Consider the following 25,547-nt stretch of genomic DNA (forward strand, 5'->3'; position numbering starts at 1 on the left):
AGAATCTTTATGAAATGCAGAAATAAGATATGGCTGGCAGTTGCCTGTCTGATCGCTTTCGTCGGTTATGCCCAGGCGGTTCCGCCGAGCATGGACTCGCTGACGTTCGACTGGAAGTATGAGATGGACACTCCGCCGAATGATCTCGATCTCGATTCTAATGGCACGGACGACTGGTGGGACGGCGGAGCTCCCGCGGTCTCGAATGGTCTGGCTATAGGCGGCGTGGAAGGTGAATTCTTCCGGACTGACTACGGCGGAAGCATCTGGCGTGAGAACGTGACGGGAGCTGCGTTTACGATTGAATTCAGTGTTCAGGTCTTGACGACAGGAACTGAAGGAACCGTAGGTACGCTTGGCTGTTATGCCAGAAACCCTGCTACCGGCGGCGGGCCTTACTTTAACGTTGCACGTTCCGGTCAGAGCCTGATCAACACCCAGGCCACGCTTGATCTGGGTACTCAGGACAACACCGACGGTCAGCACGTCTTCCGTATTGCACGCGAAGAAGACGGCAGTGTATGGGCATGGAGAGACGGCGAATTACTCAATCCCAACGGCGAAGCAATGCTGGGTGATCTTGCGGTGTTCAATAATGACATACTGCAGATTGGTGACATTTGGAGTACGGGGCATAGCGGCGACTATGAACTGGATTACCTTCGTTTCACTTCCGGTGCGTACGCTCCTTACACCAATCAGGCTAAGCTGGTTTCGCCGGCTTATGGCGCTGACATGGTTGAGACGACGGCTATACTTGAATGGGCCGCTCCGAACGAAGGCACACCGACTGGCTATGACGTTTACTTTGGTACCGATCCCAATGTTACCAACATGACAAAGGTCGTTTCGGACCAGCTCGTTTACCAGTATGATCCTGAGCCTGATATGGCAAATGATACCACGTACTACTGGCGTGTCGATGCTCTCGACAGCACTGCAGGAACGACAGTGGAAGGGCAGGTATGGGAATTTACTACGATACCTGCAGTTCCCGTTGTGACCGTCAATCCGACAGGTACAACTGTTCCAGTTGGAGCGATCGCTCAGTTCAGCGCTGAAGGCACGAATACAACGGACTACGACTGGTACAAGTATGTCGACGGTATAAATGATACGTTTGTTGGTTCGGGTTCGACGCTGCTGCTGGAAAACATCCAGCAAGGCGACGAGGGCTATTACTACTGCATACTGAGCAATACTGCAGGCACTGCAACCAGCGAATCTGCTTACCTGATGACCGAGCGTGCAGTTGCCGGTTGGACGTTTGAAGGTGATGCTCTCGACAGTGTTGGTACGAATGATGCTTTGATCGATGTCCCAACATACGTGACGGATGGTATCGCAGGCGCACAGTCTTTGCAGGTCACCGTTGACGATCCGAATACATTCGCGATCGTGCCGAATGTAGATGAACTGAATCAGCCGACAAGCTTCACAGTTGAATCATGGTTCAAGGTTAACGGCTTCGGTAACCATCAGGCGATCGTAAGCAACCGCGGCGGCACCCTGGAAACAGGTGCGATCGCCGGCTGGGTCGTTTACATTCTTCCTGGTGGCGGTGTTGGTCTCTGGGCCAATGACAGCGGCTGGACGCAGGTAAACAGCACTGATCCGCTTACGGCAAATGAGTGGCATCATGTTGTTGCGACTTATGACTCCGGCGATGTGAAAGTCTACATCAATGGTGAAGTCGCTGCCGAAGCTACAGAGGTTTCAATGGCAGTCAACACCTATACTGATCTGTACATAGGTGCGGGCAACAATGACGCTACGGCTCCTGCCTTCTATCTGGACGGCGTTATCGACGAAGTCAACTTCTGGTCGTATGCAAAGACCAATTATGAAGTTGCTCATATGTATACCGGCGTTGCAGGCGGGACTATCTGTGTTGAACCTGTCGAGTTCGATCTCAACGGGGACTGCACGGTTGACTTGAGTGATCTGGCTCAGCTTTCCTCTTCCTGGATGGACTGCAACCTCGTTCCAAGCTGTCTTGAGTAGTTTAGGTTTATTTTATCTGTCGGGGCCATGCAGGTGGTCCCGGCAGATTTTTCGAAATTCTGATATTGGGTGCTAAAGTCTTTTTCTTAAGGTGTTTTGTTATGCAGAATTTGATGCGAATTCTTTTGTGCATGTGTTTGAGTCTGACAGCCGCAGTTTATGCTGTAGATACGGTTACTGTCAGCAATACGCCTACTTACAATTATGCTAACGGGATTTACGGTCAGTCATTTACCCCGTCAATTGGTGCCGATACGAGCCAGTTGACGCAAACCGTTCTGCTTCAAGAGTTCGTTTTAAGAGCTCCCGCCAGTCGACCTGAAGAACAATACGATGGGGCGGTTTATCTAAATGTTTACGAAAATTACCAGGATGCTTCCAATTACGGTACCCTGACAGGTTCCAGCTCGAATACGGTCAATCCTCTGACGGTTGCGGGCGGGGACTATATGTACTTCCAGTTCGACGTACTTGAGATGGACAAGGATACACAGTACGCTGTTGTGCTGTCGACCACTGCTGCGGCAGGTGATATCGTCAACAGCCGTCTGCAGGTTGCCACAGGCGATCCATATGCAGGCGGGCAGTGCATAAGTGTTTCCGGTGCTTCTGACTGGGAAGCCGAATTCATCGCCACGATGATCTCCGGTGACGTTGTCGTTCTCACGAATCATACCGATGGGGATACAAATGTTGTCGAAGCCGGACAGGGCGATACTTATGATCTCATGCTGGTCCAGGAAATCACCTCAAATTTGACTGTAACAGTCACGCCGGATGCTCAACTCGATCTCGGCAGTGGTGCTGGACAGGCGATAAACGTGACTTTCATACCGGGAGGAGCCGAGTCAATATCAATAGATGTTGCTGCTGTTGACGATAGCGAGTCTGAAGGGCCGCACACGGGCACAATCCAGCATGATATCGCCGCCAGTGAGCCTGAGTTCGCTTCGTATCCTGTTGATCCGTTGACGGTTAATATAGAGGACAACGAACGATACTGCGGCGACGACTACACGACATTTCTTTCTGCCGATCTGAACCAGGACTGCTATGTTGACTTCAATGATTTTGCACTGGTTGCTTCAAATTGGCTGCAGTGCTCCGATCCGACTGATATCGAGTGTCTGCCTAATGTGCCGGGCCTTCCTCCGGTGCAGACGGATCTGTTTGTGGGTACAGGCATAGCGGGCGGGACAGAAGACAACCCCGCACACACTTATCGTATACCGGCAATGGAAACTACAAGCACGGGTACGATCATTGCGGTCGCCGACGCACGCGTAAACAACAGCGGCGATCTGCCGGGCGCCATCGACGTAGCGATCAGGCGAAGCTTCGATAACGGCAAGACATGGACACCGGTCAGAATAATCGTGGATTATCCCGGCAGTGAAGGCGCGGGAGATCCGTGCATCCTCGTGGACAAGCAGACCGATCCGGATACGATCTACATCTTCTACCTGTACGGTCCTGAGGGCATTGGTCTCTGGCAGTCTCAGCCAGGTCTTGATGGTCCCAGTACCTGTCAGATCCAGTACGTTAAAAGCACCGATGATGGTGATACATGGACCCAACCTGTAAATCTCAATCCGCAGGTCAAGAATCCCGACTGGGGCTGTGCGCTCGCTTCGCCGGGCAACGCTCTGCAGATGCGTGACGGAACACTCGTAGTGCCTGCGTACTATCGCAAGACCAACGGTGTTATGCAGTCCTACTTCTTCTACAGTGTGGACCACGGCCAGACATGGCAGTACAGCAATGCCCCCGGCGAGCTGCAGAACAGCGCAAGCACGACCGAGTGTGCTATCGTCGAGCTCGAAGACGGCGGGCTGATACTCAACATGAGAAACCATCGTGGTCAGGGTTCGCGTGCCATATCAAAAACGTATGATATGGGCCAGACATGGACGCCGATCGAGCACGATTTCGATCTGCCAGAGCCAGTCTGTCAGGCAGCCTTGATCCGCATGACCGATACTCGCGACGGCTACGAACGCAGCAGGGTCCTGTTCTCCAATCCGGCCAGCAGTTCCGGCAGGGTAAACATGAAGGTCAAACTGAGTTATGACGGTTGCGATACATGGCCCGTTGCAAAGCAGATACATGCAGGCAGTTCAGCCTATTCCTCGATGACAATTCTGGAAAACGGAAACATTGGTTTGTTGTACGAAGCCGACAGCTATTCGAAAATTGTCTTTGCTGAGATATCGCTTAAATGGCTGACTGACAATCAGGACTGGCTACCGATCCAGTAAAGATCATTTTGAATATGCCGTGATGCGGAAAGAATAAAGGAGTTAATGTGAGTAAAAGATTTGTACTTTCGATGCTGGTTGTAACGATTTTGTTGTGTGCGGTTTCTCAAGCTGTAACCCTGCCCCAGTCGGACGATCTCGCCTGGCGTTATGATATGGACGTTCAGCCGAACAATCAGGACCTGGACCTCAACGGTGTCGACGACTGGTTCGATGGCGGGGCGCCCACAGTTTCGGGTGGTGTAGCTGTAGGCGGAGTAGAAAGTGAATACTATCGCACCGATTTTGGCGGCAGTATATGGAGGGCTAACGTTACCGGTTCAGCCTTTACGATCGAATTCAGCGTGCAGGTGCTCAACACAGGAACCGAAGGAACGGCCGGTACTTTGGGCTGTTATGCACGTAATCCGGCAACCGGGGGCGGGCCTTACTTCAACGTTGCACGTTCCGGTCAGAGCCTAATCAACTCCCAGGCAACACTTGATCTGGGAACGCAGGACAATACCGATGCGCAGCACGTTTTCCGCATCGCACGTGAAGAGGACGGCAGTGTATGGATCTGGCGTGATGGGGAACTGCTCAATCCTGACGGGTTGCCTTTGACAGGTGATCTGGCGGTGTTTAACGGTGATATCTTGCAGATCGGTGATATATGGTCCAGCGGACATTCGGGGGATTATGAGTTAGATTATGTCGCGCTCGATTCCGCGGCATATGCTCCCGAGCCGGGACTGTTCCAGTGGGTATACGACATGGACGTTCAGCCTAACAACCAGGATCTCGATGGCAACGGCATCGATGACTGGGCGGATGCCGGCGCTCCAGCGGTTTCAGACGGCGTCGCGCTGGGCGGCGTAGAATCCGAGTTCTTCCGCAATGATTTTGACGGCAGCATTTGGCGTAACAATATACAGGGCATGGAGTTCACTGTCGAATTCAGCGTCCAGATACTAAACGGCGGTACGGAGGGCACAGCCGGCACGATGGGCTGCTATGTTCGTAATCCCGCCGCTGCCGGCGGACCTTACTTTACGATCGCTCGTACTGGGCAGACATACATCGACTCGACAGGATCGATCCAGTTGGGGACGCACGACAACACCGACGGCCAGCACATCTTCCGGATCACTCGCGAAAGTGACGGCAGTGTATGGGTCTGGCGGGATGGCGAACTGCTCAATCCAAACGCTCAACCCCTTATCGGCGACAAGGCCATAACGTATTATAACCTCGTAAAGATAGGCGATATCTGGTCCTCGGGCCTTTCCGGCGAATACGAGCTCGACTATATAGCATTGACAGATCAGTCGGTTGTGCAGGGTGATAGTGCACCTCAGCAGATCGTCTTCCAGGATGATTTCGAAGCATACGATGTGGACAACCCCACCGACTTCTCGGTGAACGATCAGCCAACCGGCAACTGGCAGGCGGATCCATCTATTGCTGACTCAAGCAGAATATTCGACACGGGTAACTTTGGCGGCACACGCTTGTGGATCAGTCATGTTGACGGCACCGAGCTTATGAGCAAGCCATTGCCTGTCGATCCGGCAACGGACTACAAATTCTCCGCTGCGATCATGAGCGAGACTTCTTCGGGCACCAGTCAGCTCGATGTAAGTTACGATATCCTTATCGGCGAAGACCCGGCAACCGCTACAAGCGCGATTTCCGGGCCTGTACAGATCGTCACTACCGGCGACGATGCGGACATAGCTGATTCTAAGCAGGACCACATCTTCGAACACGAATTCACCACGCCGATCACCAGTTCCGCAGACAATTTGTACATCGTGATTAATCGCATCGGTGTAAACCAGGTAGGTGCCTGGCTGGGCGTTGATGATGTCCAGCTCGAAAAATACCCAACGATCTATATTGAAGAAACGGACGAAACCACACAGGTCGAAGAGGCGGGTGTGACCGATTCATATGAAATCAACCTGGCGTATGCCCCTGTTGCAGATATCACTGTTACAGCAACACCTGACGCGCAGCTCGATCTCGGAAACGGTGCGGGTCAGCCGATAACGCTGACTTTCACGCCCGACGGTGCTCTCACGCAGACCGTCACGGTAAGTGCTGTGGATGACAATGTCTCAGAAGGCCCGCAGAATGCGGAAATCACGCACACCGTTGATTCTACAGATGCTGAATTCGTCGCCCTTCGTGCCGTTTCAGTTTTGATCGATGACGACGAACGCTATTGCGGTGACGAGCATACTGTCTATCTTGCAGGCGACCTGAACAAGGACTGCTATCTCACCATCGACGATCTTGCGATCTTCGCCGAAGACTGGCTCGAATGTTCCGATCCGGTCAACGACGACTGCATTGCAAACATCCCGATAGAACCTCTCAGGCAGACGGATGTTTACGTCTCGGGCCAGGACAATATCAACACATACCGGATACCTTCGCTTATAACTGCTCCGGACGGCACGCTTCTGGCATTCTGCGAGGCACGTAAATATTCCAGCCGGGACAAGAGCCCGTCTATGATGGTCGTCAAACGCAGCTTCGACAATGGCCTGACCTGGGGACCAATGGAGATTCTGCACGATGCAGGCCAGCATGCCGCGATGGATCCGATGCCTGTCGTGGATGAATCGAATGGCCGACTGTGGCTGCTATACGAACTCTGGCCCGAAGGCTGGGATTCGAACCCGCAGCCCGGACTCACAACGCCGCCCTCGACAACTATCTGGGCTCAGTACACCGATGATAATGGCGAAACCTGGTCAGGTCCGACAGACATTACCGAACAGGTCAAAAAGCCCGAATGGGAATATTACGCAAACGGACCCGGCAGGGCGATACAGACTGTCGGCGGTTCGCACCCCGGCAGAATGATAGTGGCATGCTCGCATAATGGCGGAACCGACGGAACGCAGCACTACTATTATAGCGACGACCACGGCCAGACCTGGCAGCTCGGCGACGGATATCTCAACACAGGCAGCGAGAGTCAGATGGTCGAACTCATCGACGGTACGCTCCTCTGGAATATTCGCGGAGGTGGTGCTGCGGGCAGACGCATCAGCTACAGCTACGATGACGGGCAGACCTGGACATCGGTTACGAACGACCCTGCACTGATCGAGCCGGGCGGCTGTCAGGCAAGCCTGCTGCGGTACACCCGTACAGACCAGGGTTACAACCAGAACAGGATCCTGTTCTCGAATCCTGCGTCGACCTCCAGCAGGGTTAATATGACGGTGAAAATGAGTTATGACGAGTGCGATACCTGGCCGGTCGCAAAGCAGATCTACGGCGGTTCGTCAGCTTATTCGTGCTTGACAATACTAGATGACGGCAGCATAGGCCTGCTCTACGAAGCGGACGGGTACGGCAGAATAAGATTCGCCAGGTTCACCTTGCGGTGGCTTACAGACGGTGAAGACTGGCTCGGAAAACCATAAGGAAATATCACGGAAAAGCGGAAAAAGGGGAACTACAATGAAAAAGCGGAAAACACAAAGAGCGGGTTTTACACTTATCGAACTGCTGGTGGTCATCGCGATCATAGCGCTGCTGCTGTCGATCATGATGCCCGCGCTGAGCATGGTAAAAAAACGTGCCAAACTCGTCGTATGCGGATCTAATCAGAAACAGCTCCTTACAGGCGTGCTTTCTTACGCCACAGAAAACGAGGGCAAGTTCCCGCCAAAGATCCACACCAATGATTCCTGGCCAAGCTATCTCAACTACAAGTGGGGTGCCGGAGTGGATCAGGGTCGCTATATGTATGAGTACCTCGGCAGCTATCTGCCCACTGTCGATGTATATATATGTCCCCTCGGTCCGAATCCGGATGGTTATGATCTGCAGGAGCGATATGCTGACTATCGCGAGCCGGGTGTTATTCCTAACTATCCATCTGGAGGCGGGACTGTCGTGTCCAGTAATTTCTTGTGGGGCGGTTTCAGCTTCAGCGGCGCCACTGGTTCTGAGACAGGGCGAACATTCGTCGGCCCCAAACGGCAGAGCAGTAAGTCAGCCAAGCTGCTGGTCAGCGACGTATTTACGGAATGGGTTGGCGGAGAATGGCTTACAGCCCATCAAGGCGACCTCAATGCAGCAAAAGGGCCTGTAGAAGACCGTCACTACGGCAATAATCTTTCTGCATTGTGGTTGGTAGAAGGTGTTGATGAAGGATCTATCGATCTGACCATGAACGCTGGATACATAGACGGCCACGTAGAACGATTTGACGCCGATGAAACAGAAGCATTCGGCTGGCAGCGTATTCCCCAGGACTGGAAATAGTACTGGCCGAAAAAAACACACACTCCTCCGTCTAAGCCTGTAAAGGCTTGTGCAGGCTCTCCTTTCAGGAGAGTCTGTTTTTATGTTGAATATGAAAACGTCTGTGCTGTTTGCTAATTCTATGATAGGCAGGATGACAAAATCACACCTTAGGACTGTAAGTAAAACTCTCAAAAGTTTCGATCAAGCCTTCGATTTCTTTGAAGCTGCAATTCAATGCACTAAGTTCGAGAGTTTCAGCGTTTTTTCTTACCGATTCTACTGTGATATTCGCTGCTGATCCTTTTATCTTGTGAGCAAGCGAGCTGATGCGATCTCGATCTTTTCTGCTTACAGCTTGTTTGAGTTCTGCTATTGTTTCACACATATCTTCATGCCAGATTTCAATTAACATTTCCGCATTATCTATTCCTCCCGCACGTGCAACCAGCTCCGTCCAATTCAAATCCAGCTTCAAGCCTTCTCGCAAATCTTCTTCACTGGTGTTAATATCGGTCCTGTCAATTTCAGAATTTCTGTCATGACTTTTTGCACTTTCCGCCGGATTTTCACTGCTTCTTTCAATGTGTTTGTCCAGGATTCGAATCAGCTCACCACGCTGAATTGGCTTGGAAAGATAGTCGTCAAAACCATTTGCAAGGCATTTTTCCTTATCTCCGCTCATAGCATTGGCTGTCAATGCGACAATCGGCACTGAGATTTTTCGTTTCTTGATCAGTTTGGCCGCTTCATATCCATTCATATGCGGCATCTGTATGTCCAGGAATATCAAATCATATCTATCCTTTTCTGTTTGATCGACAGCTTTCTTCCCGTCCCCTACAATAGTGACAGATACCCCCAGTTTTGAAAGCATCTGCTTTATCAGGAGCTGGTTGGTCTTTACATCCTCGGCCACCAGTACTTCACCCTTGAAACTGTAAACTTCATCCTTTACGAATTCAGACTTTTTCTGTTTATATGTATAAAGGTTGGGGCTGTCGCTCTTTAAGTTTTCGATGCCAGACGGAATAGTGATCGTAAAGATCGACCCTTCCCCTTTTGTACTTTCCAGCGTAAGGGTGCCATCCATTAGCTCGGTAAGCTTTTTAGTGATTGTCAGACCCAAGCCCGTACCTCCATATTTCCTGGTGGTACTTCCGTCCTCCTGAGTGAATGATTCAAAAATACTCTGTTGTCTCGCTTTTGAAATCCCAATTCCTGTATCCTCAACTGATAAAGATATATATTGATTGCCGCTTTCTTCGAAATTTCTGACTCTCACATAAACATGGCCCGTATCAGTGAATTTGACAGCATTATTTACCAGGTTTATAAGGCATTGATTCAGCCTGTTAGGGTCGGAGAATATTTTAGGCGGCAGACTTGTCTCTTCCAGTATTTTGAACTCAATTTCTTTCTCAACAGCTCGCGCATGCATCATCGATTCGACACTTCTCAACAGCTCGTTTAGTGAAAACGTTTTTTTATCGACGTCCAGTTTGCCTGCTTCGATCTTCGAATAGTCCAGTATGTCATTGATGATATTCAACAGATTTGTGGCCGAATTCCTGACTATATCAACATGTGTTTTTTGCTGATGGTCCAAAGGTTCCTCGGCCAGCATTTCCGAGAATCCTATTATTGCATTCATTGGAGTTCTTATCTCATGGCTCATGTTCGCAAGGAACTGGCTCTTGTATGCATTTGCCATCTCCGCTTCAGCGGCCATATCGTTGGCGATAGCAGTCTGCATTTCGAGGTATTGGTTGGTCTTTTCGAGCTCACATTTTGCTTGTTCGGAATTCTTCTTGGCTTCTACGAGCTCCGTTACATCTATAACATTGAGAAGAACTCCGTCGTAATCATCATTCCGGTAAATTGGCTGAACCCTGAGAATGACTTCCGATTTGCCGATAGCTCGTTGAATTGTGAGCGGCTCTGTTTTTTGTCTTGTTCTGTATTGATCTATCATTTCAAGGACACGCTTCCGAACATTACCATTGTGCAGTTCATCGATAGATTTGCCAATAATCTCTTTTTGGTCAATATTCAGGAAACTGCAAAAGTAATCGTTGACTTCTACAATCACATTGTCAGGGTCCGCAAAAACAACGCCCTCTTCCATTCCCGATATCATGGACTTGAGTTTGGCTCTCTCACACTCTGCAGCTAATTTAGAATCTTCTGATTCCTTGTATAATGAAATGGCAGAATCTCGGCTTGTTTTAAGTTCGGTTTCCCTCTCTGCAAGCACAGATAACATGGTGTTGAATGACAGAGATAAATTTTCAATTGGATTCTTGCAGACATCTTTGTATACTTGACAGGATTTGCAGGTTTTAAGCTTTTGTGCATAATTACCCTGCACGGTGTTATTGCAAAATGTTCCGACTATCTCCCAGCATCTTACGGGCTCGTCTTCTTTATATGCGGGGCAGCTAGTGTTATTACACTTCATAGCTTTATGGCAATTCACAGATTTTGCATGTAATATCTTTTGTGTTTCAGAGGATGACTTAGTTTCGATGATTGAATGCATTTTTTCACTAACAGAATTTGCGACTCTATTGAGTTTTATATTGTTTCTATGAATATGAGCAGCAAAGGCAATTACAACAAGAATCAGTATGGCAAGTGCAATTAATATTGGCCAGTAATGACGTAATGTCGTAAGCATGGCATTGCTGAAGTAATTCTCGTAAGGCCCTATTCTCAACTCTTTGAGGCACAGATGAACCTCCCGGTCGTTTTGTGGGACTGCCCATCCTTCGAAACCACTTTCAATGCCCACTCCACTGCCTGCGGGCATATTCAAAAGCGCTATAGCTACGTTCAAGGCGGTTTCTTCACTGATATGTTCCAGAGCCATGAACGGCCATTCCGGATAGAGGCGTGTTGATCTTAAATAAGGAAAACCTGAACGATTTTCATGTGAATTGAGTACTTTTATTTCCTCTATATCAATAAGGCCGCGTTCAGCCATGCTCTCCAGTACTCCAGTGCGAACCAGACCCGCCGCTGCCGTTCCGCTTAGAACATCTTTGACGACTGTTTCATGATTCTTCGTGTATTTAACCCGGCCCTGTCGATCTGACAAATTAATGCCGGATTTTTTGAATAACCGTTGTGCCATTATCCATCCGCCAAATGAATTCCGGTCAACAGCCGCAATATGATTACCCTTAATATCAGATAATTTATTGATGTCTCTATTATCTGACCGGCAGAAGATGACCCCGGCATATCTGCTTAATATGCCTTCTGGTCCTTTCCTGGCAAGTGTGGCTATCGGCTTTGCAGAATAATTTATCTCCGTAAGGATTCCTATGTAAGTATTGCCAATTAGAAAATCGATTCTTTTGTTCTTACTTGCTTCGTCAATTTCTTTGAACTTTAAGGGGACCAATATAAACTGTCTGTTCAGTTTGTCGCTGAGATAGTCAGCCGTGCTCTGCCATTCTCTGATACATTTATATATGTCTTTGTTTGCTAACACTCCGACTTTGAAAGTATCACTTGAATCTGTCGTCACTGCAGATTCGGAAGCGTAAAGCCTAGTGTTGAATAGTTCTCCAACACACAAAATGCCCAAGACTAAGGCAAATATATGCAGTTTAATTCTTTTCGATGCTACTTCAAATTGGTGATTATCTGCATTGGTCATTATGGCAGTCCCTTGTCGTTGATAATCAATGACGGGCACGACCTGTTTGGTCATGCCCGCCACGGTTTTTAAGCTAGATTACGAATTGAACTTGGCGAAATCGTTTTCGTCCAGGGGTATTTCCTGAGATGCCTGGCTGTTGTCAGACTTCTTGTTTGCTATCTGGTGGAACGTATGATCCGAGCTGTTAAGATGTCCGGCTGATCTGCTTTTCTTCGTAGTTTTGCCGGCTGTCTTCAGATCGACAGTGCTCGACGAACCGCCTACAAGGCTCGTCAGTTCGCGAACAATGCCCTGCATCTGTTCTGCCTGGGCGCTGAGCTCTTCGGAAGCACTCGCGCTTTCCTCGGCATTTGCCGCGTTCTGCTGGGTTACCTTATCCATCTGCGTTACAGCCGTGTTGATCTGCTCGATTCCCTGAGACTGTTCGTTGGATGCTGCCGCGATCTCACTGACCAGGTCGCTGGTCTTTGTCACGCCCTCGATCACTCCCTTGAGAACCTTGCTGACCTCGCCGGCGATCTCGACACCCTGATTGGTGTTCTTGACTGACGAATCGATCATCGCTGTCGTATCCTTGGCTGCTTCAGCGGACCGCATCGCGAGATTGCGAACCTCCTCAGCAACAACGGCAAATCCCTTGCCTGCCTCTCCTGCCCTGGCCGCTTCGACCGCTGCATTCAGAGCCAGAAGATTAGTCTGGAACGCGATCTCATCGATAACCTTGATGATCTTTGATGTTTCTTCTGCGGACTTCTGTATCTCCGCGATGGCCTTGTTCATCTTCTCCATCGACTGATCACCTTCGTTAGCCGACTTCTTCGCTTCGTCCGACAGTGAATTAGCCTGCTGAGCGTTTTCTGCGTTCTGCTTGGTCATAGAAGACATCTCTTCGATACTGCTCGATGTCTCTTCAAGGCCTGCCGCCTGCTCGGTTGCTCCCTCAGCAAGCGACTGCGATGCACTGCTAACCTGACCCGACGCCGAAGCAACCTGCTCGGATCCTTCGGTCAGATCAGATATCATCCTGTTGATCGGCTTGGTGATGCTTCTCGTGATAAAGAACGCAAGACCCGTACCGGTAATGGCTGCGATAATAAGCCCCGCGATCATGATAACTGTGGAAGTGCTCAAAGCAGCTTCAGCCATCGTTGCGATTTCATCCGTATTATCGACACCTGCCTTGGCAACCGCTTGTGCGGCAGCGACTACGTCGTCACCCTTTTCACCCATTTGCTCATCGAGTCTCTGGACCTCTAGCCAGTTCTTCTTGAGATTGAACATGGCATCACGGTAGTTTTCACCTGCCTTACGGGTTGTTGCGATGGCTTGAAGGTCTGCATCCAGCTTAGTCAAAGCCTTAAGTTCATCGAACATTACCATCATTTTTTCAAATTGCGGCCTGGTTTCTTCGATAATAGAGGGGTCACGCCTGGCCTGAGATTTAAAAGCGCTTATCCGGACTGTATTACCGATGTCGATAATGTCATTGACCAGCCCAACCTTTTGCATCCTCTCTCGCAAAGCTGCAGCCGAAGTGTCAGTTGTGATCTCCTCTTCGAACTGCTTTTCCTGACTTTTCAGAAAAGCGGTGCATGCCTGCATATAGTTCTGGGCGCTTGTATCAAGCTGTTCTCTTTCAGCCTCTATTGCAGCGTTTTTGGTTTTGGTGTTACTGGCTAGGCTCTTGTAAGAGTCGAGGTCCTTTTTGACCTGATCGATCTGCTCTTGAAGTTTGACCAGATGCTCGGAATTGTTTGCCAACTCTTCACATTTGCCGAGCCATTCTTCCACTTCACTCAGCCCGGTCATGCCTTCCTGGAAGTATTCGTTCTCGCCGGTGAAGGAATAGCCTCGCATGGAGTACATAGTACCAAGCGAATTACGCTCCAGTTCGTTTGCCATTTTTACTTCCGGCACATATTCCTGGGCAAGCATTTCAGAAGAAGTGCCCACTCGCTTCATGTTGTAAACAGCAACGCCGCCTAAAAGACATGCGATTACTATAAGCAAAGCAAACCCAAGGCCGATCTTTGCGCCCAATTTCAGATTCTTAAACATTTCGTGTCTCCTAAATAGTACATTTTCTGTTTACGTGCTTACTGATGCTCTCTGATTACATTCCCGGTATTCCGCTCATATCGCTGGTTCCGATGACTTTGTCGATGTCCAGCAGGATCTTGACGGCTTCATTGACTTTTCCCACACCCATTATGAAGTCCGTATCCACATCGCTGCCGAACTGCGGCGTGTCGTCAATCTGGTTCTGCTCGATGTCCAGCACTTCGCAGACCCGGTCAACGATAATGCCTGCCGAAAAGGGTCTGCCGTCAATAGTGGTCTCTATGACGATGATGCAGGTCTGGTCCGTGACCTCCGTTTCCTGCATACCGAATTTGGCCCGGATGTCGATCACCGGTATCACCTGGCCGCGAAGGTTTGTGATTCCCTTCACATAATGCGGCGTCTGCGGCAGGGGGGTGACGTCCATGCACCCTATGATCTCGCGGACACTCATGATCCCGATTCCGAATTCCTCATCTCCCAACGCGAAAGTGAGAAACTTCTCGGCATCGGAGCTCATCTTGTCCCGCTTTGCAGCGGTTGCTTTTGTCTCAGCCATGATTTGCTCCTTAAATTTAATAGTTTTAGCTCTAATGATTGATCTAACGGCAATCTGACTAACTTCAGCACTGATAGTTTAAGACTCGGGATATAAGAATAGATTTATAACTTGCAATTGGCACTTAAGAATTATTCTTAGGTAGTTACCTGTCCTTAAGAAAGTGTGGAATCAGTACAGTCTTGCTAAAATTATAGATGTTATCGGGAGTTGCCCTGAATCAGCACTCAGGTGAAATTACTAGTTTTTTTGGAGTTACGTCCGAGTATGGGGCAATTACCCGTTGATCAATTAGGTGTATTTGCCCCCAACCCAGGCTTAAGACTTCGCATTCGGCTCATAAAATGTCAATATCACTATTTTGGACTTGCCGTTTATGGAAAAGCCGGTTAATCTTGTTTGCACACGTAAAATGCTTTCGTTTTCGAGGACATAGTCATGGCTTTTCAGTCGATCATGACCGCCCCCGTTGCAGCCGCAAGCGAGATTTCGGGACTCCTTGCTGCCGTACCGGCTGAATTCAGGCCGGCCAGACTCATCTTTCTGGTCTGTTGGGTATACCTGTGCATGTATTCTGTTCAGCGGATCGAATTCGGCAATCTGGTCTCAAAGAAACACAAGCCAGTCGCCAACGCATTCGCGCTGTTGATCGGCCCGTTCATCCTTTTCACGATTCACGTAGTCGAGATCACCAAAGGCATCCAGGATGGCAGGATCCAGCTCGCCGACGTCCTCACGTTGAACATATTCAAAAAGTCCGCTGTCCCCCGCAAACCCCAGAAGATGATCGAACTGCTGGACTCGAGCGGCCGCAGTTTCGCCGAAATATACGGAACCGACAGCCAGGGCGTTGACCGCGAGACCCTCGATCATACCGAACAGATCATTCTCGAAGGCCTTGAGCAGCATGCATCAGATATCCTCATCGACCCGAAAACCTCCGGAATAGACACCGTACGGTACCGAGTTGACGGTTTTCTTCGGCTCGCAGAAGAGATCGAACACACCAGGTGTTCAGCCATAGTCAACAGCATCAAAGCCATCGCGGGCATGGACATCGCAGAACGCAGACGACCCCAGGACGGCACATTCATCGCCCAGACATCCGACGGCCGGGCACAGTTCCGAGTCGCAAGCGCCGGCGTGCTCGGCGGCGAGAAGCTATCCATCCGCGTACTCGACCAGTCAGTCGGTATGCTCCGCCTTGATGATCTGCATATGACGAAAAAGCACCACCAGATCGTATCCAATTCAGTAAAACAGCCCAGCGGCATGATCCTCGTCTGCGGCCCGACCGGCTCAGGCAAGACAACCTCGCTATACGCTATGCTCAGCACCATCGACTTTGACAGCCACAATGTCATCACAGTCGAGGACCCGGTCGAGCACGTCCTGCCAAACGCCAGCCAGATCGAGGTCAATCGCAAAGCCGACATCACATTCGCAAACACTCTCCGGAGTATTCTCCGGCAGGATCCCGACGTAATTGTCGTCGGCGAGATACGTGACGCCGAAACCGCCGCCATGGCCCTGCAGGCATCTCAGACGGGCCATCTCGTGCTTGCGACGATACATTCCAGCTCCAACGCCGCCACCCTCGTCCGCCTGATGGACCTGGGCATAAAACCACTGCTGATTGGTTCCGCATTGAGCCTGGTTATCTCACAGCGGCTTGTTCGCCGCCTATGTGATAACTGCAAAAAGCCCGCTAACCTTCCTCCGGACAAGGTTAAACAGTTCCAGCAAAAAGGCATAGACGCAAGAAACATCATGAAGCCGGTCGGCTGTAAACGCTGCGGCAACACCGGCTTCAGCGGTCGAATGGCCATCATGGATGTCATGACAATAGATGAGAACGTAAGGTCCCAGATCGTCAACAGTACTCTTGACCTGGGCGCATTTAAGAAGAAGGGCGATACCAGGGGCAAAAACATACTCCGTCAGCAGGGTTTAAGGCTCGTGGTCAGCGGGCAGACCACGATGGATGAAGTGAAACGCGTAACCTCAAGGATCGGGTGATTATGATATTCTGGCTGCTGCTAATAACCGCACTTGCGACCGCATATCTCTGTCTTAAAAACATGAATTTTTATTCCATGTGGCAGATATCCTTCAATCTGGCTGTATCCATATATCTGGCGATAATTTCGGCACCACTGATAGTCAATCTGCTTCGCGACCAGGAAAAGGCACTTCCATACAATCTGGCCGCATGCATGCTTCTGATCGCAATTCTCTCTTTTGTCGTTCTACACATAATCTCTACAGCCGTACTGGGCTGGCGCATTGAGGTGACTCTGCCCGCGTTTTTCGAAACTCTGGGAGTGGGTGCTCTTGGGTTCATTTCGGGCTATCTGATTATCAGCTTCCTGCTGTTTACGTTCTGCATTATGCCCATCACGAGAAAGCCCTGCATGGATTTCCTCAACGGGACTAAGGGCCCCAAAGCGGCCTTTTTGTATCCGGTGCAGGCAACCTGCAGCTTTGTTGGACAGATATCTCTTCAGCCCAAGGAAAACTCTGTTTTGCAGTTGGCAATGGAGCTGGTGGACCCTGGAAGTAAGTTTTACACGCCTTCTCAGCAGGAAGATTCACAGCGACCCGAGCAAGAGGGCGAATGGGGCGACAAGCCGGAATCCAAAGAAACACCTATTTCTGCTCAGTAATCAAGGTTTCTGCTTTCTCGGCTCAGACGTCACCTAAGACATCGCTTCGCCGCACTGGATTTCCATTCCCTGAAGTGCTATACTATTTGGCAGGGTGTAGCGGTCTGCAATTAGTAAGGAAGGATTTTAAGGTATTCCATGACCTCGTAAGGCTTGTAAGTTGCGTCCGCAGCCCAAAAAAAAGTTTTTTTGCAATTTTGTCCGCCATTCGCGGCAGTTCAGTGTCATAAAATAGTGAGTCGGTGTGAAATTCTTCATGCAAACCAAGGTTGCATATGTCCGATATGAGCAAAGCAGATAGATTCGTCCGCCTTTTGGCCACTCACCATGGGCGCATCTACGCTTACATTTTCACTCTCGTTCCAAATTGGTCGGACGCGGACGATCTGATGCAGGAAGTGACAGCGATCATGCTGCGAAAATTTGATGATTTTGAGCCTGGAACCAACTTTGTTGCCTGGGCCACCAGCATAGCACGTTACGAGGTGCTAAGGCTAAAACGTGATAAAAAGAGAAGTTCGGCCCTGTCACTTGATGCTGTGGGTCAGATATCGGCTGAAATGGAACTGCAGAATAACGATACGGAGCTTCGATTGGACGCTCTGAAAAATTGTCTCAGCAAACTTAACGAAAAAGACCGAAGACTTATACTCTTGAAATACCAGAGCGATCAGACAACACGAAACGTAGCATCCACACTCGGCATCTCGATCTACGCTGTCTATCGTGCAGTAGATCGGATACACAGCGTGCTTCTTCGCTGTGTTCGAAGAACCGTCAGACAAGTCGGGGGGGTCGCAAATGGATAGCCCTTTCAGGGAAAAACAATTTGACCGTCTCGTCACCCAGTTGATCGAGGGCAATATCAGCCCAGAAAGACTTGCCTGCCTCAATGAGCTGCTCGAAAAATCTGCGGAGGCTCGCAACCGGTACATCGAGATCACCACGCTTGCCGTCGGTCTTCGCAAGCAGAGTGAACTCCATGATGCCAGGACAAACTGCAACTCCTGCGGAATTGGAATGAGCAACGAGGTGTGGACCGCTCTCGCTGCCAATGAAATGCTAGCTGAAGCTGTTGATGTCCCCAGGCAGCAACCTGATGACGGGTATGTGTCGTTGCGGCCCACAAGCCCTGTCGAAGTATCGCGGAAGAGAGTCATATCGAAATTTGCACTGGCAACCGCTGCACTCAGCAGTGCGGCAATGTTCGTTATCGCGATGCTCCTTATCTTTACCCCCGCTCGACCGCCGGTAGTCGCAACCCTTGTCGAAAACGCAGGAGCAGAGTGGTCCAGCCAGTTCGAAGCCAGTCCCGGTGCAGACATCCGCATGGGAAAAATGCATTTACAGCAGGGTTTTGCTAAGCTGGCATTTTTCGACGGGACCAAACTCATAGTCCAGGCCCCGGCCGAGTTCGACGTAGAGGGAGAGGATCAGATTTACCTGCACAGCGGACGGGTCTTTGCCCGAATGGATGGCCCCAATGTAGGCTTTACCGTGCGCACTCCCGGCGCAACAGTAGTAGACTACGGCACCGAATTCGGTGTCAGTGTCGATTCCCAGGGCAGGACAGAGGCACATGTTTTCAAGGGACGCGTAGACCTTCGCTCAGGATCTGATGCTCGGGTGTATGAATCCTCCATAAGACTCTCGGCGGGGCAGGCTTCCGCAGCTAACCAGAATGGAACGCTTTCAGAGGATGCCTGGCAATGCAATCACTCCGGATTCGTTCAAAGTCTTCCGCCTGAAGGTGCTTTCGGCTGGCCCGGTCAGAGGCTTGACCTGGCGGATATCATAGGCGGTGGAAATGGCTTTGGAACTGGCCAGCAGGAACGCGTCATTCACCCCAAGACAGGCGAGGTTGCCGACCAGTTCGTATACAGCTCTCGCAAAGCGGACGGCAAGTTCAGTCCCGTTGCATCATTGAAATACGTTGACGGTGTATTCGTCCCGAACGCGTCAGAGCCCCCACAGCAGATCAGCTCTGCCGGCCACACCTTCGCCGCCTGCCCTGACACTACGGGGAAGTTTTATCGAAACATTGCGAACGGATTTGGCCAGCAAGGCAGCGAAACGCTCAGCAAAAACAGAAAGCTGCTTAACGGCGTCAGCTACGGCAGCATGGAGAAACCTGCAATCTCTATGCACGCCAATCTCGGTGTAACCTTTGATCTGGACAGCATAAGAGCTGACAATCCAGGCATGCGGATTGACTCATTTAGTGCTATTTGCGGAGTCGCAGGCAGCAACCCGCCAAAAAAACACAAAGCGGGTTTCTTTGTCCTCGTCGACGGGCAGGTAAGATTTCAAATTCACGCAAGCCATTCGGAGCTTACAGGACGGCCATGTTCGATTTCCATTCGTGACAATGACAGATACCTGACTCTTGTCACAACCGATGGAGGCGACAGTCCGCTCGGTGACTGGTGCATGTTCGCAATGCCCGCTCTGGAACTGGAATATTTCGAACGGCAGCAGCAGAACTAGAAGTTGTTTCAAGACGGTTTCTTATATATAATTCACAAGATAAAATCAGGTTTATTTAAAGGAAATGTGCACATGGATAGACGGAGCTTTATCAAACTCTCAGGCGTAAGTGCAGCGGCCTTTTGTATGCAGGGCTGTGCCGCTACCAGCATGTCCAAACTCTCCAAGGCCAGAGGCAGCAAACCAAATATCGTTTACATAATGGCTGATGACCTGGGCTATTCTGAGCTGGGCTGTTATGGACAGGAAAAGATCAAAACCCCTAACATAGACAGGATTGCAAAGCAGGGCGTTAAATTTACTCAGCATTATTCCGGCAGCCCGGTATGTGCTCCCACACGAAGTACCCTTCTCGAAGGTAAGCACACTGGACACAGCTTTGTTCGCAGCAACTATGAGCTGGGCGGCTGGGAACGCGGCAACCGAGAAGGCCAGCTCCCATTGCCCGCCGATACCGTCACTCTACCCAAGCTCCTCAAAAAGGCCGGCTACACGACTGGTGCGATGGGCAAGTGGGGACTGGGCGGCCCGGACACCTCCGGCGAACCGCACAAGCAGGGTTTCGACTACTTCTACGGCTATCTCTGCCAGCGTCAGGCCCACAACTATTACCCCACGCATCTCTGGAAAGACTCTGCGGCAGGACTTGAAAAGGTCGAGCTGGACAACGAATATTTCTCCGCTCATCAGCGGTTCCCCAAAGACAAGAATCCCAACGATCCTGAGAATTACGAGCAGTATTCCGGAAATGACTATGCACCGGATCTCATGACCGAAGAGGCACTAAAGTTCGTCAAACGTAACAAGGACAATCCCTTCTTCCTTTATCTGCCCTACACCATTCCACACGTTGCGCTGCAGGTCCCGGAGGATTCACTCGAACAATACGAAGGCATGGAAGACGACCCATACCTTGGTGACCAGGCCTATCTGCCCAACAGGACCCCTCACGCTACCTATGCAGCGATGATAACCCGCATGGACGATTATGTCGGCAAGGTCATGGACCTCCTCGAGAAATTGGGTCTCGAAGAAAATACCCTGATCATGTTCTCCAGCGATAATGGCACCACATTTAACGGCGGCTGCGATGCGGACTTCTTCGACAGCGTAGAACCACTCCGCGGCCTCAAGTGCTCCGTCTACGAAGGCGGCATACGCGTCCCGCTGGTTGCAAAATGGCCGGGCCGAATACCAGCAGGCACCACCACCGATCATATTTCCGCGATATGGGATGTCCTTCCGACCTGTACCGCTGCTGCGGGTGCACCAACCCCGGACGACATCAGCGGTATATCGATGCTGCCCACCATGCTTAGTAAAGACGAAAAACAGAAAAAGCATGAATACCTTTATTGGGAATACAACAGGCAGATCGCCGTCCGCATGGGCAAATGGAAGGCTGTGCGTCGCCGAACCGACAAGACAGTCGATACACCCATCAAGCTTTACAACCTCGAAAAAGATATCGATGAATCCGACAACGTCGCCGACAAGCATCCCGAAGTGGTCGCAAAGATCAAGAAGATAATGAAAGAGGCCCACACGCCTTCTGAGTACTTCCCCTTCCCGGGCGAACCTCGTAAAAAGTGGACCGAGTAGTTCTTGCAGATTTCAATGCTAACACAACTGAAGCCGTTTCATTCATTGGAACGGCTTCATATTTCACAAGGAGAAGAATAATGAATAGACGTGACTTTCTAAAAAATTGTGCGGCAGCAGCTTCCATCGCAGCAGCAGGCCCTATGGCAAAACTGGCACAAGCCAAACCTGCAACCGTGAAGAAGCCTAACGTAGTTATCATCTACGGCGATGACGTTGGCTACGGTGATGTCGGGGCATACGGTGCAGAAAAGATACCCACACCCAACATTGACAAGCTCGCCGAACAGGGCCTGATGTTTACCGACGGCCACTGTACTGCCGCAACCTGCACGCCTTCGCGTTTTTCGCTCCTGACCGGAATACAGGCGTTCAGATATGGTGCCCGTGTCCTGCCGCCGAACGCTCCACTGATCATCCCCACGGACATCATGACCATGCCCAAGGTGTTCAAACAGGCAGGCTACAAGACAGGCGTGGTTGGCAAATGGCACCTCGGCCTCGGTAAGAAGGGCGAAGAGACCAACTGGAACGAGGAAGTGAAGCCCGGCCCGCTCGAAATCGGCTTCGACTATTCCTTCCTTCTGCCCTACACCAACGACCGCGTTCCCTGCGTCTACCTCGACGGCCACAAGGTCGTAAACCTTGACCCGGATGACCCCATCTCGATCGGCAGAAAGAAAAAATATGAACAAAGCACCGAGTATCCCGATGGTAAGAAAAACCGCGAAGCGATGACCTACTATGAAAGCTCTCATGGCCACAACAACAGCGTGATCAATGGTATCGGCAGGATCGGCTACATGTACGGCGGCAAGTCCGCACTCTGGGATGATGAAGGGATGGCCGACGTATTCGTTGACAAAATGAAAGATTTTGTTGCTGAGAACAAGGACGAACCTTTCTTCCTGTACTTTTCATCGCAGGACATCCACGTGCCGCGCACCCCGCACCCGCGTTTCCAGGGCAAGTCTGAGCTCGGCTACCGTGGTGATGCAATGGTCCAGTTCGACTGGAGCACGGGTCAGATCATGAAAACGTTAGAAGAGCACGGCCTGACTGAAAATACTATTGTGATCTTCTCCAGCGACAACGGACCCGTTTACGACGACGGCTACAAGGACGGCACCACCGTTCGAACCTCTACAAAGCCCGTAGATCGCGGTCACCGAGCAGCCGGACCGTTCCGCGGGGGTAAGTATCAGATATACGAAGGCGGCACACGCGTACCGTTCATTGTTCGCTGGCCCGGCAAGGTCAAACCCGGCGTGTCGGAGGCTCTCGTCAATCAGGTCGACCTTCTCGCTTCATTCGCAAAGCTGCTTAACGTTGAGCTTCAGACCAACCAGGCTCAGGATAGTATCGATACACTTGACGCCTTCCTGGGCAAAGACAAAACTGGAGCACCCAACATTATCGAAGAGGCTCGTCCGCTTGCTCTGCGTCAGGGCAAATGGAAATATGTCAGAAGAAACAAAAATCCCGAGCTCTACGATGTTGAGAACGATATCGCCGAGGCTAATAATATTGCCGAAAAGCATCCTGATCGCGTCAAACAGATGGAAGCCAGGCTCGCCGAGCTGATCGAAAAGGGACGGCGCAAGGCCACCACTTGAGCTGTTGTTCTGCAGGGCTTAATTTGATGGTTTAGAAAAAAGGTTATATAATGAATAGACGTGAATTCCTTAAAAACGCAGCATTCGCCGCATCCGTTGCAGCCGCGCCGGGGCTGACGAAATCGGCCTCCGCAAAACCTGCCAAAAAGCCGAACGTAATTTACATACTTGCAGATGATCTCGGTTATCGTGAACTCGGCTGTTACGGCCAGGAAAAAATAAGAACACCCTACATCGACAAGCTTGCCGAGCAGGGCATGAAATTCACCAACCACTACTGCGGCCAGGCCGTCTGCGCCCCCTCACGCTGTGCCCTTATGACAGGCAAGCACATGGGCCACGCATACGTCCGCAACAACCGGCCAGTCGGTGGAGGCTACCAGCTTCCGCTTCCCGAAGGTACCACCACCATCGGTACGCTCTTCCAGAAGCACGGCTATAAAACCGGCGCGATGGGCAAGTGGGGCCTCGGTGGTCCGGACAGCGTCGGCAGACCGAACAACCAGGGTTTCGATCACTTCTTCGGCAACATCGGCCAGGTCCAGGCCCATTGGTACTACCCGCCTTACATGTACCGCAACACCACAAAGATCGAATACCCCGAGAACAAAAAGCATACCGGCAACAAGTACTCCCACGATCTGATGGAAAAAGAGGCCCTCGACTTCATCAAGGACAACAAGGACAATCCTTTCTTCCTCTACCTGCCATTTATCATTCCTCATGTATCACTGCAGGTGCCCGACGACGAAATACTGCAGAGTTATCTTGACAAGGGCTGGGAAGAGAAACCCTACAAGGGCGGCCATTACACCGGCAGTGACACGCCAAAGGCAGTATACGCAGCCATGATCACGCGAATGGACCGCAGCGTCGGCCGTGTCATGTCCCTGCTCTCCGAGCTCGGCCTCGAAGATGACACTCTCATTATGTTCTCCAGCGACAACGGCACAACATACTGCTGCGGTGTCGATTATGAGTTCTTTAACAGCGTCGGCGACTTCCGCGGCCTCAAAGGCAGTCTTTACGAAGGCGGCATCCGCGTTCCGATGATCGCAAAATGGCCCGGCCGCATAAAGCCCGGCACCACCACCGACCACATTTCCGCATTCTGGGATGTCCTGCCCACAATGTGCGACGTCCTAAACGCCGACAAACCCGCCGATACCGACGGCATATCATTCATGCCGATCCTGCTCGGCAAACCTGAACACCAGAAGCCTCACGAGTACCTCTACTGGGAATTCCCCAGCTACGGTTTCCAGCAGGCAGTCCGTATGGGCGACTGGAAGGGCTACAGGCGAAATCTCAAAAAGGATCCCGACCCCAAGCTCCAGCTTTACAATCTCAAAACCGATCCTTCCGAGCAGAATGATGTCGCCGACCAGCACCCCGAGGTCGTAAAGAACATAGAGACCATCATGAAAGAGGCTCATACGCCTAGCGAAAAATTCCCGCTTCTTCACGAGGAATTTCAGAAAAAGGCGTAGTTCGTTTGAAACAGCATAAAAAACACCCCGTCGATGCCCGAACCGCCTTTGCAACCCGATGCAAAGGAGGATGACCACGGTTCAACAGCATCGGCGGGGTATTTTTTTGAAATTTTTCTAATTTCTCTGTAACGTCTGCCCGGAAACCGCATCTAATCTATAGACGAACCCGAAAGAAAATATAAAAGACGATTTACGCATCTTTTATTTGACGTGTCGGCATGTCAATGGTATAAACAAGAACGTAAACTGCTACTTATTGCGGGCCAGGCGGTTGGAGAACAATACAACAAACAGAATATTGCGTAGTTCGATCCTGGGTTGGATCGTAATCTGCTGTATGGGTGTCGCATCTCTTTGCCCGGCCGAATCGCCCGAAGACAATGCCCCTACAGGCGCCCTCCGAATCACTGGTAAGTTCGTTAGAAGTATAACACTTGAATCCGTTGGTACTGAAGAGGTTAACACCGACGGCACATTAGAAGTGCCCACCGGCAGCCACCAAATCCGTAAGATCACTCTCGAAAACGGCTGGACCGCTTATCCCTATCAGCTCGTGGACATCAAAGCGGGCCAAACCACCGACGTCAAACTCGGCGGTCCGCTAAAACAAAAGATAACCGCAAACCGGCAGGGCGGCTATCTCAATCTCGACCACTCCGTCGAAGGCGTCTGCGGAAAACAGTACCGCAACGGCGACAACCCGCCTGCCTTCACCATCTACAAGGGCGATACAAAGGTCCACAGCGGCAAGTTCGCCTATGGGTGAGGCGGCACATGCAGGTACTCGTGGCGAGTACCCACCCAAGTCTACGGCGATCTCAAGATCGTCACCACAGCAGATCTAGGCGAAACAGGCGAAAATCAGGCCCAGACAACATTGAAC

15 protein-coding genes are annotated in these 25,547 nt (G+C 50.8%); 12 read left to right on the forward strand and 3 right to left on the reverse strand.

Going from position 1 to position 25,547, the window contains the following annotated elements; all coding sequences use genetic code 11:
- The first annotated feature begins 9 nt into the window (after positions 1-9).
- From STSP2_RS06445 to STSP2_RS06460, 4 genes are all read left to right on the forward strand, one after another.
- Positions 10-2,004 carry a LamG-like jellyroll fold domain-containing protein gene (locus tag STSP2_RS06445; protein WP_146660959.1) on the forward strand — a complete coding sequence of 665 codons (1,995 nt, stop codon included), beginning with the start codon at positions 10-12 and terminating at the stop codon, positions 2,002-2,004.
- Positions 2,005-2,105: 101 nt separating this feature from the next.
- The gene (locus STSP2_RS06450) at positions 2,106-4,262 is read left to right on the forward strand and encodes a sialidase family protein (protein ID WP_146660961.1); all 2,157 of its coding nucleotides are present in this window, start codon (positions 2,106-2,108) and stop codon (positions 4,260-4,262) included.
- Positions 4,263-4,309: 47 nt separating this feature from the next.
- Entirely contained in the window at positions 4,310-7,684 is a 3,375-nt protein-coding gene (locus tag STSP2_RS06455) for a sialidase family protein (RefSeq protein WP_146660962.1), read from the forward strand.
- Between the two features lie 37 nt (positions 7,685-7,721).
- Positions 7,722-8,531 (forward strand): type II secretion system protein, encoded by an 810-nt coding sequence (locus STSP2_RS06460; RefSeq protein WP_146660964.1) that lies wholly within the window; start codon positions 7,722-7,724, stop codon positions 8,529-8,531.
- 142 nt (positions 8,532-8,673) lie between these two features.
- Here the strand turns inward: STSP2_RS06460 and STSP2_RS06465 are convergent, their stop codons facing one another.
- From STSP2_RS06465 to STSP2_RS06475, 3 genes are all read right to left on the reverse strand, one after another.
- Positions 8,674-12,177 (reverse strand): PhnD/SsuA/transferrin family substrate-binding protein, encoded by a 3,504-nt coding sequence (locus STSP2_RS06465; protein ID WP_169853037.1) that lies wholly within the window; start codon positions 12,175-12,177, stop codon positions 8,674-8,676.
- A 78-nt stretch (positions 12,178-12,255) separates the two neighbouring features.
- On the reverse strand, positions 12,256-14,238 hold the full coding sequence (locus tag STSP2_RS06470; protein ID WP_146660968.1) for a HAMP domain-containing methyl-accepting chemotaxis protein: 1,983 nt from the start codon (positions 14,236-14,238) through the stop codon (positions 12,256-12,258).
- Positions 14,239-14,293: 55 nt separating this feature from the next.
- Positions 14,294-14,800, reverse strand: coding sequence for a chemotaxis protein CheW (locus tag STSP2_RS06475; protein ID WP_146660970.1), 507 nt, complete (start codon positions 14,798-14,800; stop codon positions 14,294-14,296).
- Between the two features lie 438 nt (positions 14,801-15,238).
- Between STSP2_RS06475 and STSP2_RS06480 the strand changes: the two genes are divergently transcribed.
- The 8 genes from STSP2_RS06480 (at position 15,239) to STSP2_RS06515 (ending at position 25,430) form a co-directional block, all read left to right on the forward strand.
- A complete protein-coding gene (locus tag STSP2_RS06480; RefSeq protein ID WP_146660972.1) occupies positions 15,239-16,819 on the forward strand; it encodes a GspE/PulE family protein in 1,581 nt (526 codons plus the stop codon).
- 2 nt (positions 16,820-16,821) lie between these two features.
- Positions 16,822-17,466, forward strand: coding sequence for a CvpA family protein (locus tag STSP2_RS06485; RefSeq protein WP_146660974.1), 645 nt, complete (start codon positions 16,822-16,824; stop codon positions 17,464-17,466).
- A 284-nt stretch (positions 17,467-17,750) separates the two neighbouring features.
- A complete protein-coding gene (locus STSP2_RS06490; protein ID WP_169853038.1) occupies positions 17,751-18,275 on the forward strand; it encodes a sigma-70 family RNA polymerase sigma factor in 525 nt (174 codons plus the stop codon).
- On the forward strand, positions 18,268-19,953 hold the full coding sequence (locus STSP2_RS06495; RefSeq protein ID WP_146660978.1) for a FecR domain-containing protein: 1,686 nt from the start codon (positions 18,268-18,270) through the stop codon (positions 19,951-19,953). Before STSP2_RS06490 ends, STSP2_RS06495 begins: the two co-directional genes overlap by 8 nt.
- 72 nt (positions 19,954-20,025) lie before the next feature.
- Positions 20,026-21,555, forward strand: a complete 1,530-nt coding sequence (locus STSP2_RS06500) for an arylsulfatase (protein WP_146660980.1) — start codon at positions 20,026-20,028, stop codon at positions 21,553-21,555.
- An 80-nt stretch (positions 21,556-21,635) separates the two neighbouring features.
- Complete coding sequence (locus STSP2_RS06505; RefSeq protein WP_146660982.1) at positions 21,636-23,171, forward strand: sulfatase-like hydrolase/transferase; 1,536 nt, start codon at positions 21,636-21,638, stop codon at positions 23,169-23,171.
- Positions 23,172-23,221: 50 nt separating this feature from the next.
- On the forward strand, positions 23,222-24,661 hold the full coding sequence (locus tag STSP2_RS06510; protein WP_146660984.1) for an arylsulfatase: 1,440 nt from the start codon (positions 23,222-23,224) through the stop codon (positions 24,659-24,661).
- 301 nt (positions 24,662-24,962) lie between these two features.
- Positions 24,963-25,430 (forward strand): hypothetical protein, encoded by a 468-nt coding sequence (locus STSP2_RS06515; RefSeq protein ID WP_146660986.1) that lies wholly within the window; start codon positions 24,963-24,965, stop codon positions 25,428-25,430.
- Positions 25,431-25,547: the final 117 nt, after the last annotated feature.

Origin of the sequence: Anaerohalosphaera lusitana (assembly GCF_002007645.1) — a bacterium.
In the GTDB taxonomy this organism is placed as follows: domain Bacteria; phylum Planctomycetota; class Phycisphaerae; order Sedimentisphaerales; family Anaerohalosphaeraceae; genus Anaerohalosphaera; species Anaerohalosphaera lusitana.

Excerpts from the sequence above, each read along its gene's own strand:
- STSP2_RS06445 (WP_146660959.1), top strand. The coding sequence starts at position 10 with ATGAAATGCAGAAATAAGATATGGCTGGCAGTTGCCTGTCTGATCGCT.
- STSP2_RS06450 (WP_146660961.1), top strand. The coding sequence starts at position 2,106 with ATGCAGAATTTGATGCGAATTCTTTTGTGCATGTGTTTGAGTCTGACA.
- STSP2_RS06460 (WP_146660964.1), top strand. The coding sequence starts at position 7,722 with ATGAAAAAGCGGAAAACACAAAGAGCGGGTTTTACACTTATCGAACTG.
- STSP2_RS06465 (WP_169853037.1), bottom strand. The coding sequence starts at position 12,177 with ATGACCAATGCAGATAATCACCAATTTGAAGTAGCATCGAAAAGAATT.
- STSP2_RS06470 (WP_146660968.1), bottom strand. The coding sequence starts at position 14,238 with ATGTTTAAGAATCTGAAATTGGGCGCAAAGATCGGCCTTGGGTTTGCT.
- STSP2_RS06475 (WP_146660970.1), bottom strand. The coding sequence starts at position 14,800 with ATGGCTGAGACAAAAGCAACCGCTGCAAAGCGGGACAAGATGAGCTCC.
- STSP2_RS06480 (WP_146660972.1), top strand. The coding sequence starts at position 15,239 with ATGGCTTTTCAGTCGATCATGACCGCCCCCGTTGCAGCCGCAAGCGAG.
- STSP2_RS06485 (WP_146660974.1), top strand. The coding sequence starts at position 16,822 with ATGATATTCTGGCTGCTGCTAATAACCGCACTTGCGACCGCATATCTC.
- STSP2_RS06490 (WP_169853038.1), top strand. The coding sequence starts at position 17,751 with ATGAGCAAAGCAGATAGATTCGTCCGCCTTTTGGCCACTCACCATGGG.
- STSP2_RS06495 (WP_146660978.1), top strand. The coding sequence starts at position 18,268 with ATGGATAGCCCTTTCAGGGAAAAACAATTTGACCGTCTCGTCACCCAG.
- STSP2_RS06500 (WP_146660980.1), top strand. The coding sequence starts at position 20,026 with ATGGATAGACGGAGCTTTATCAAACTCTCAGGCGTAAGTGCAGCGGCC.
- STSP2_RS06505 (WP_146660982.1), top strand. The coding sequence starts at position 21,636 with ATGAATAGACGTGACTTTCTAAAAAATTGTGCGGCAGCAGCTTCCATC.
- STSP2_RS06510 (WP_146660984.1), top strand. The coding sequence starts at position 23,222 with ATGAATAGACGTGAATTCCTTAAAAACGCAGCATTCGCCGCATCCGTT.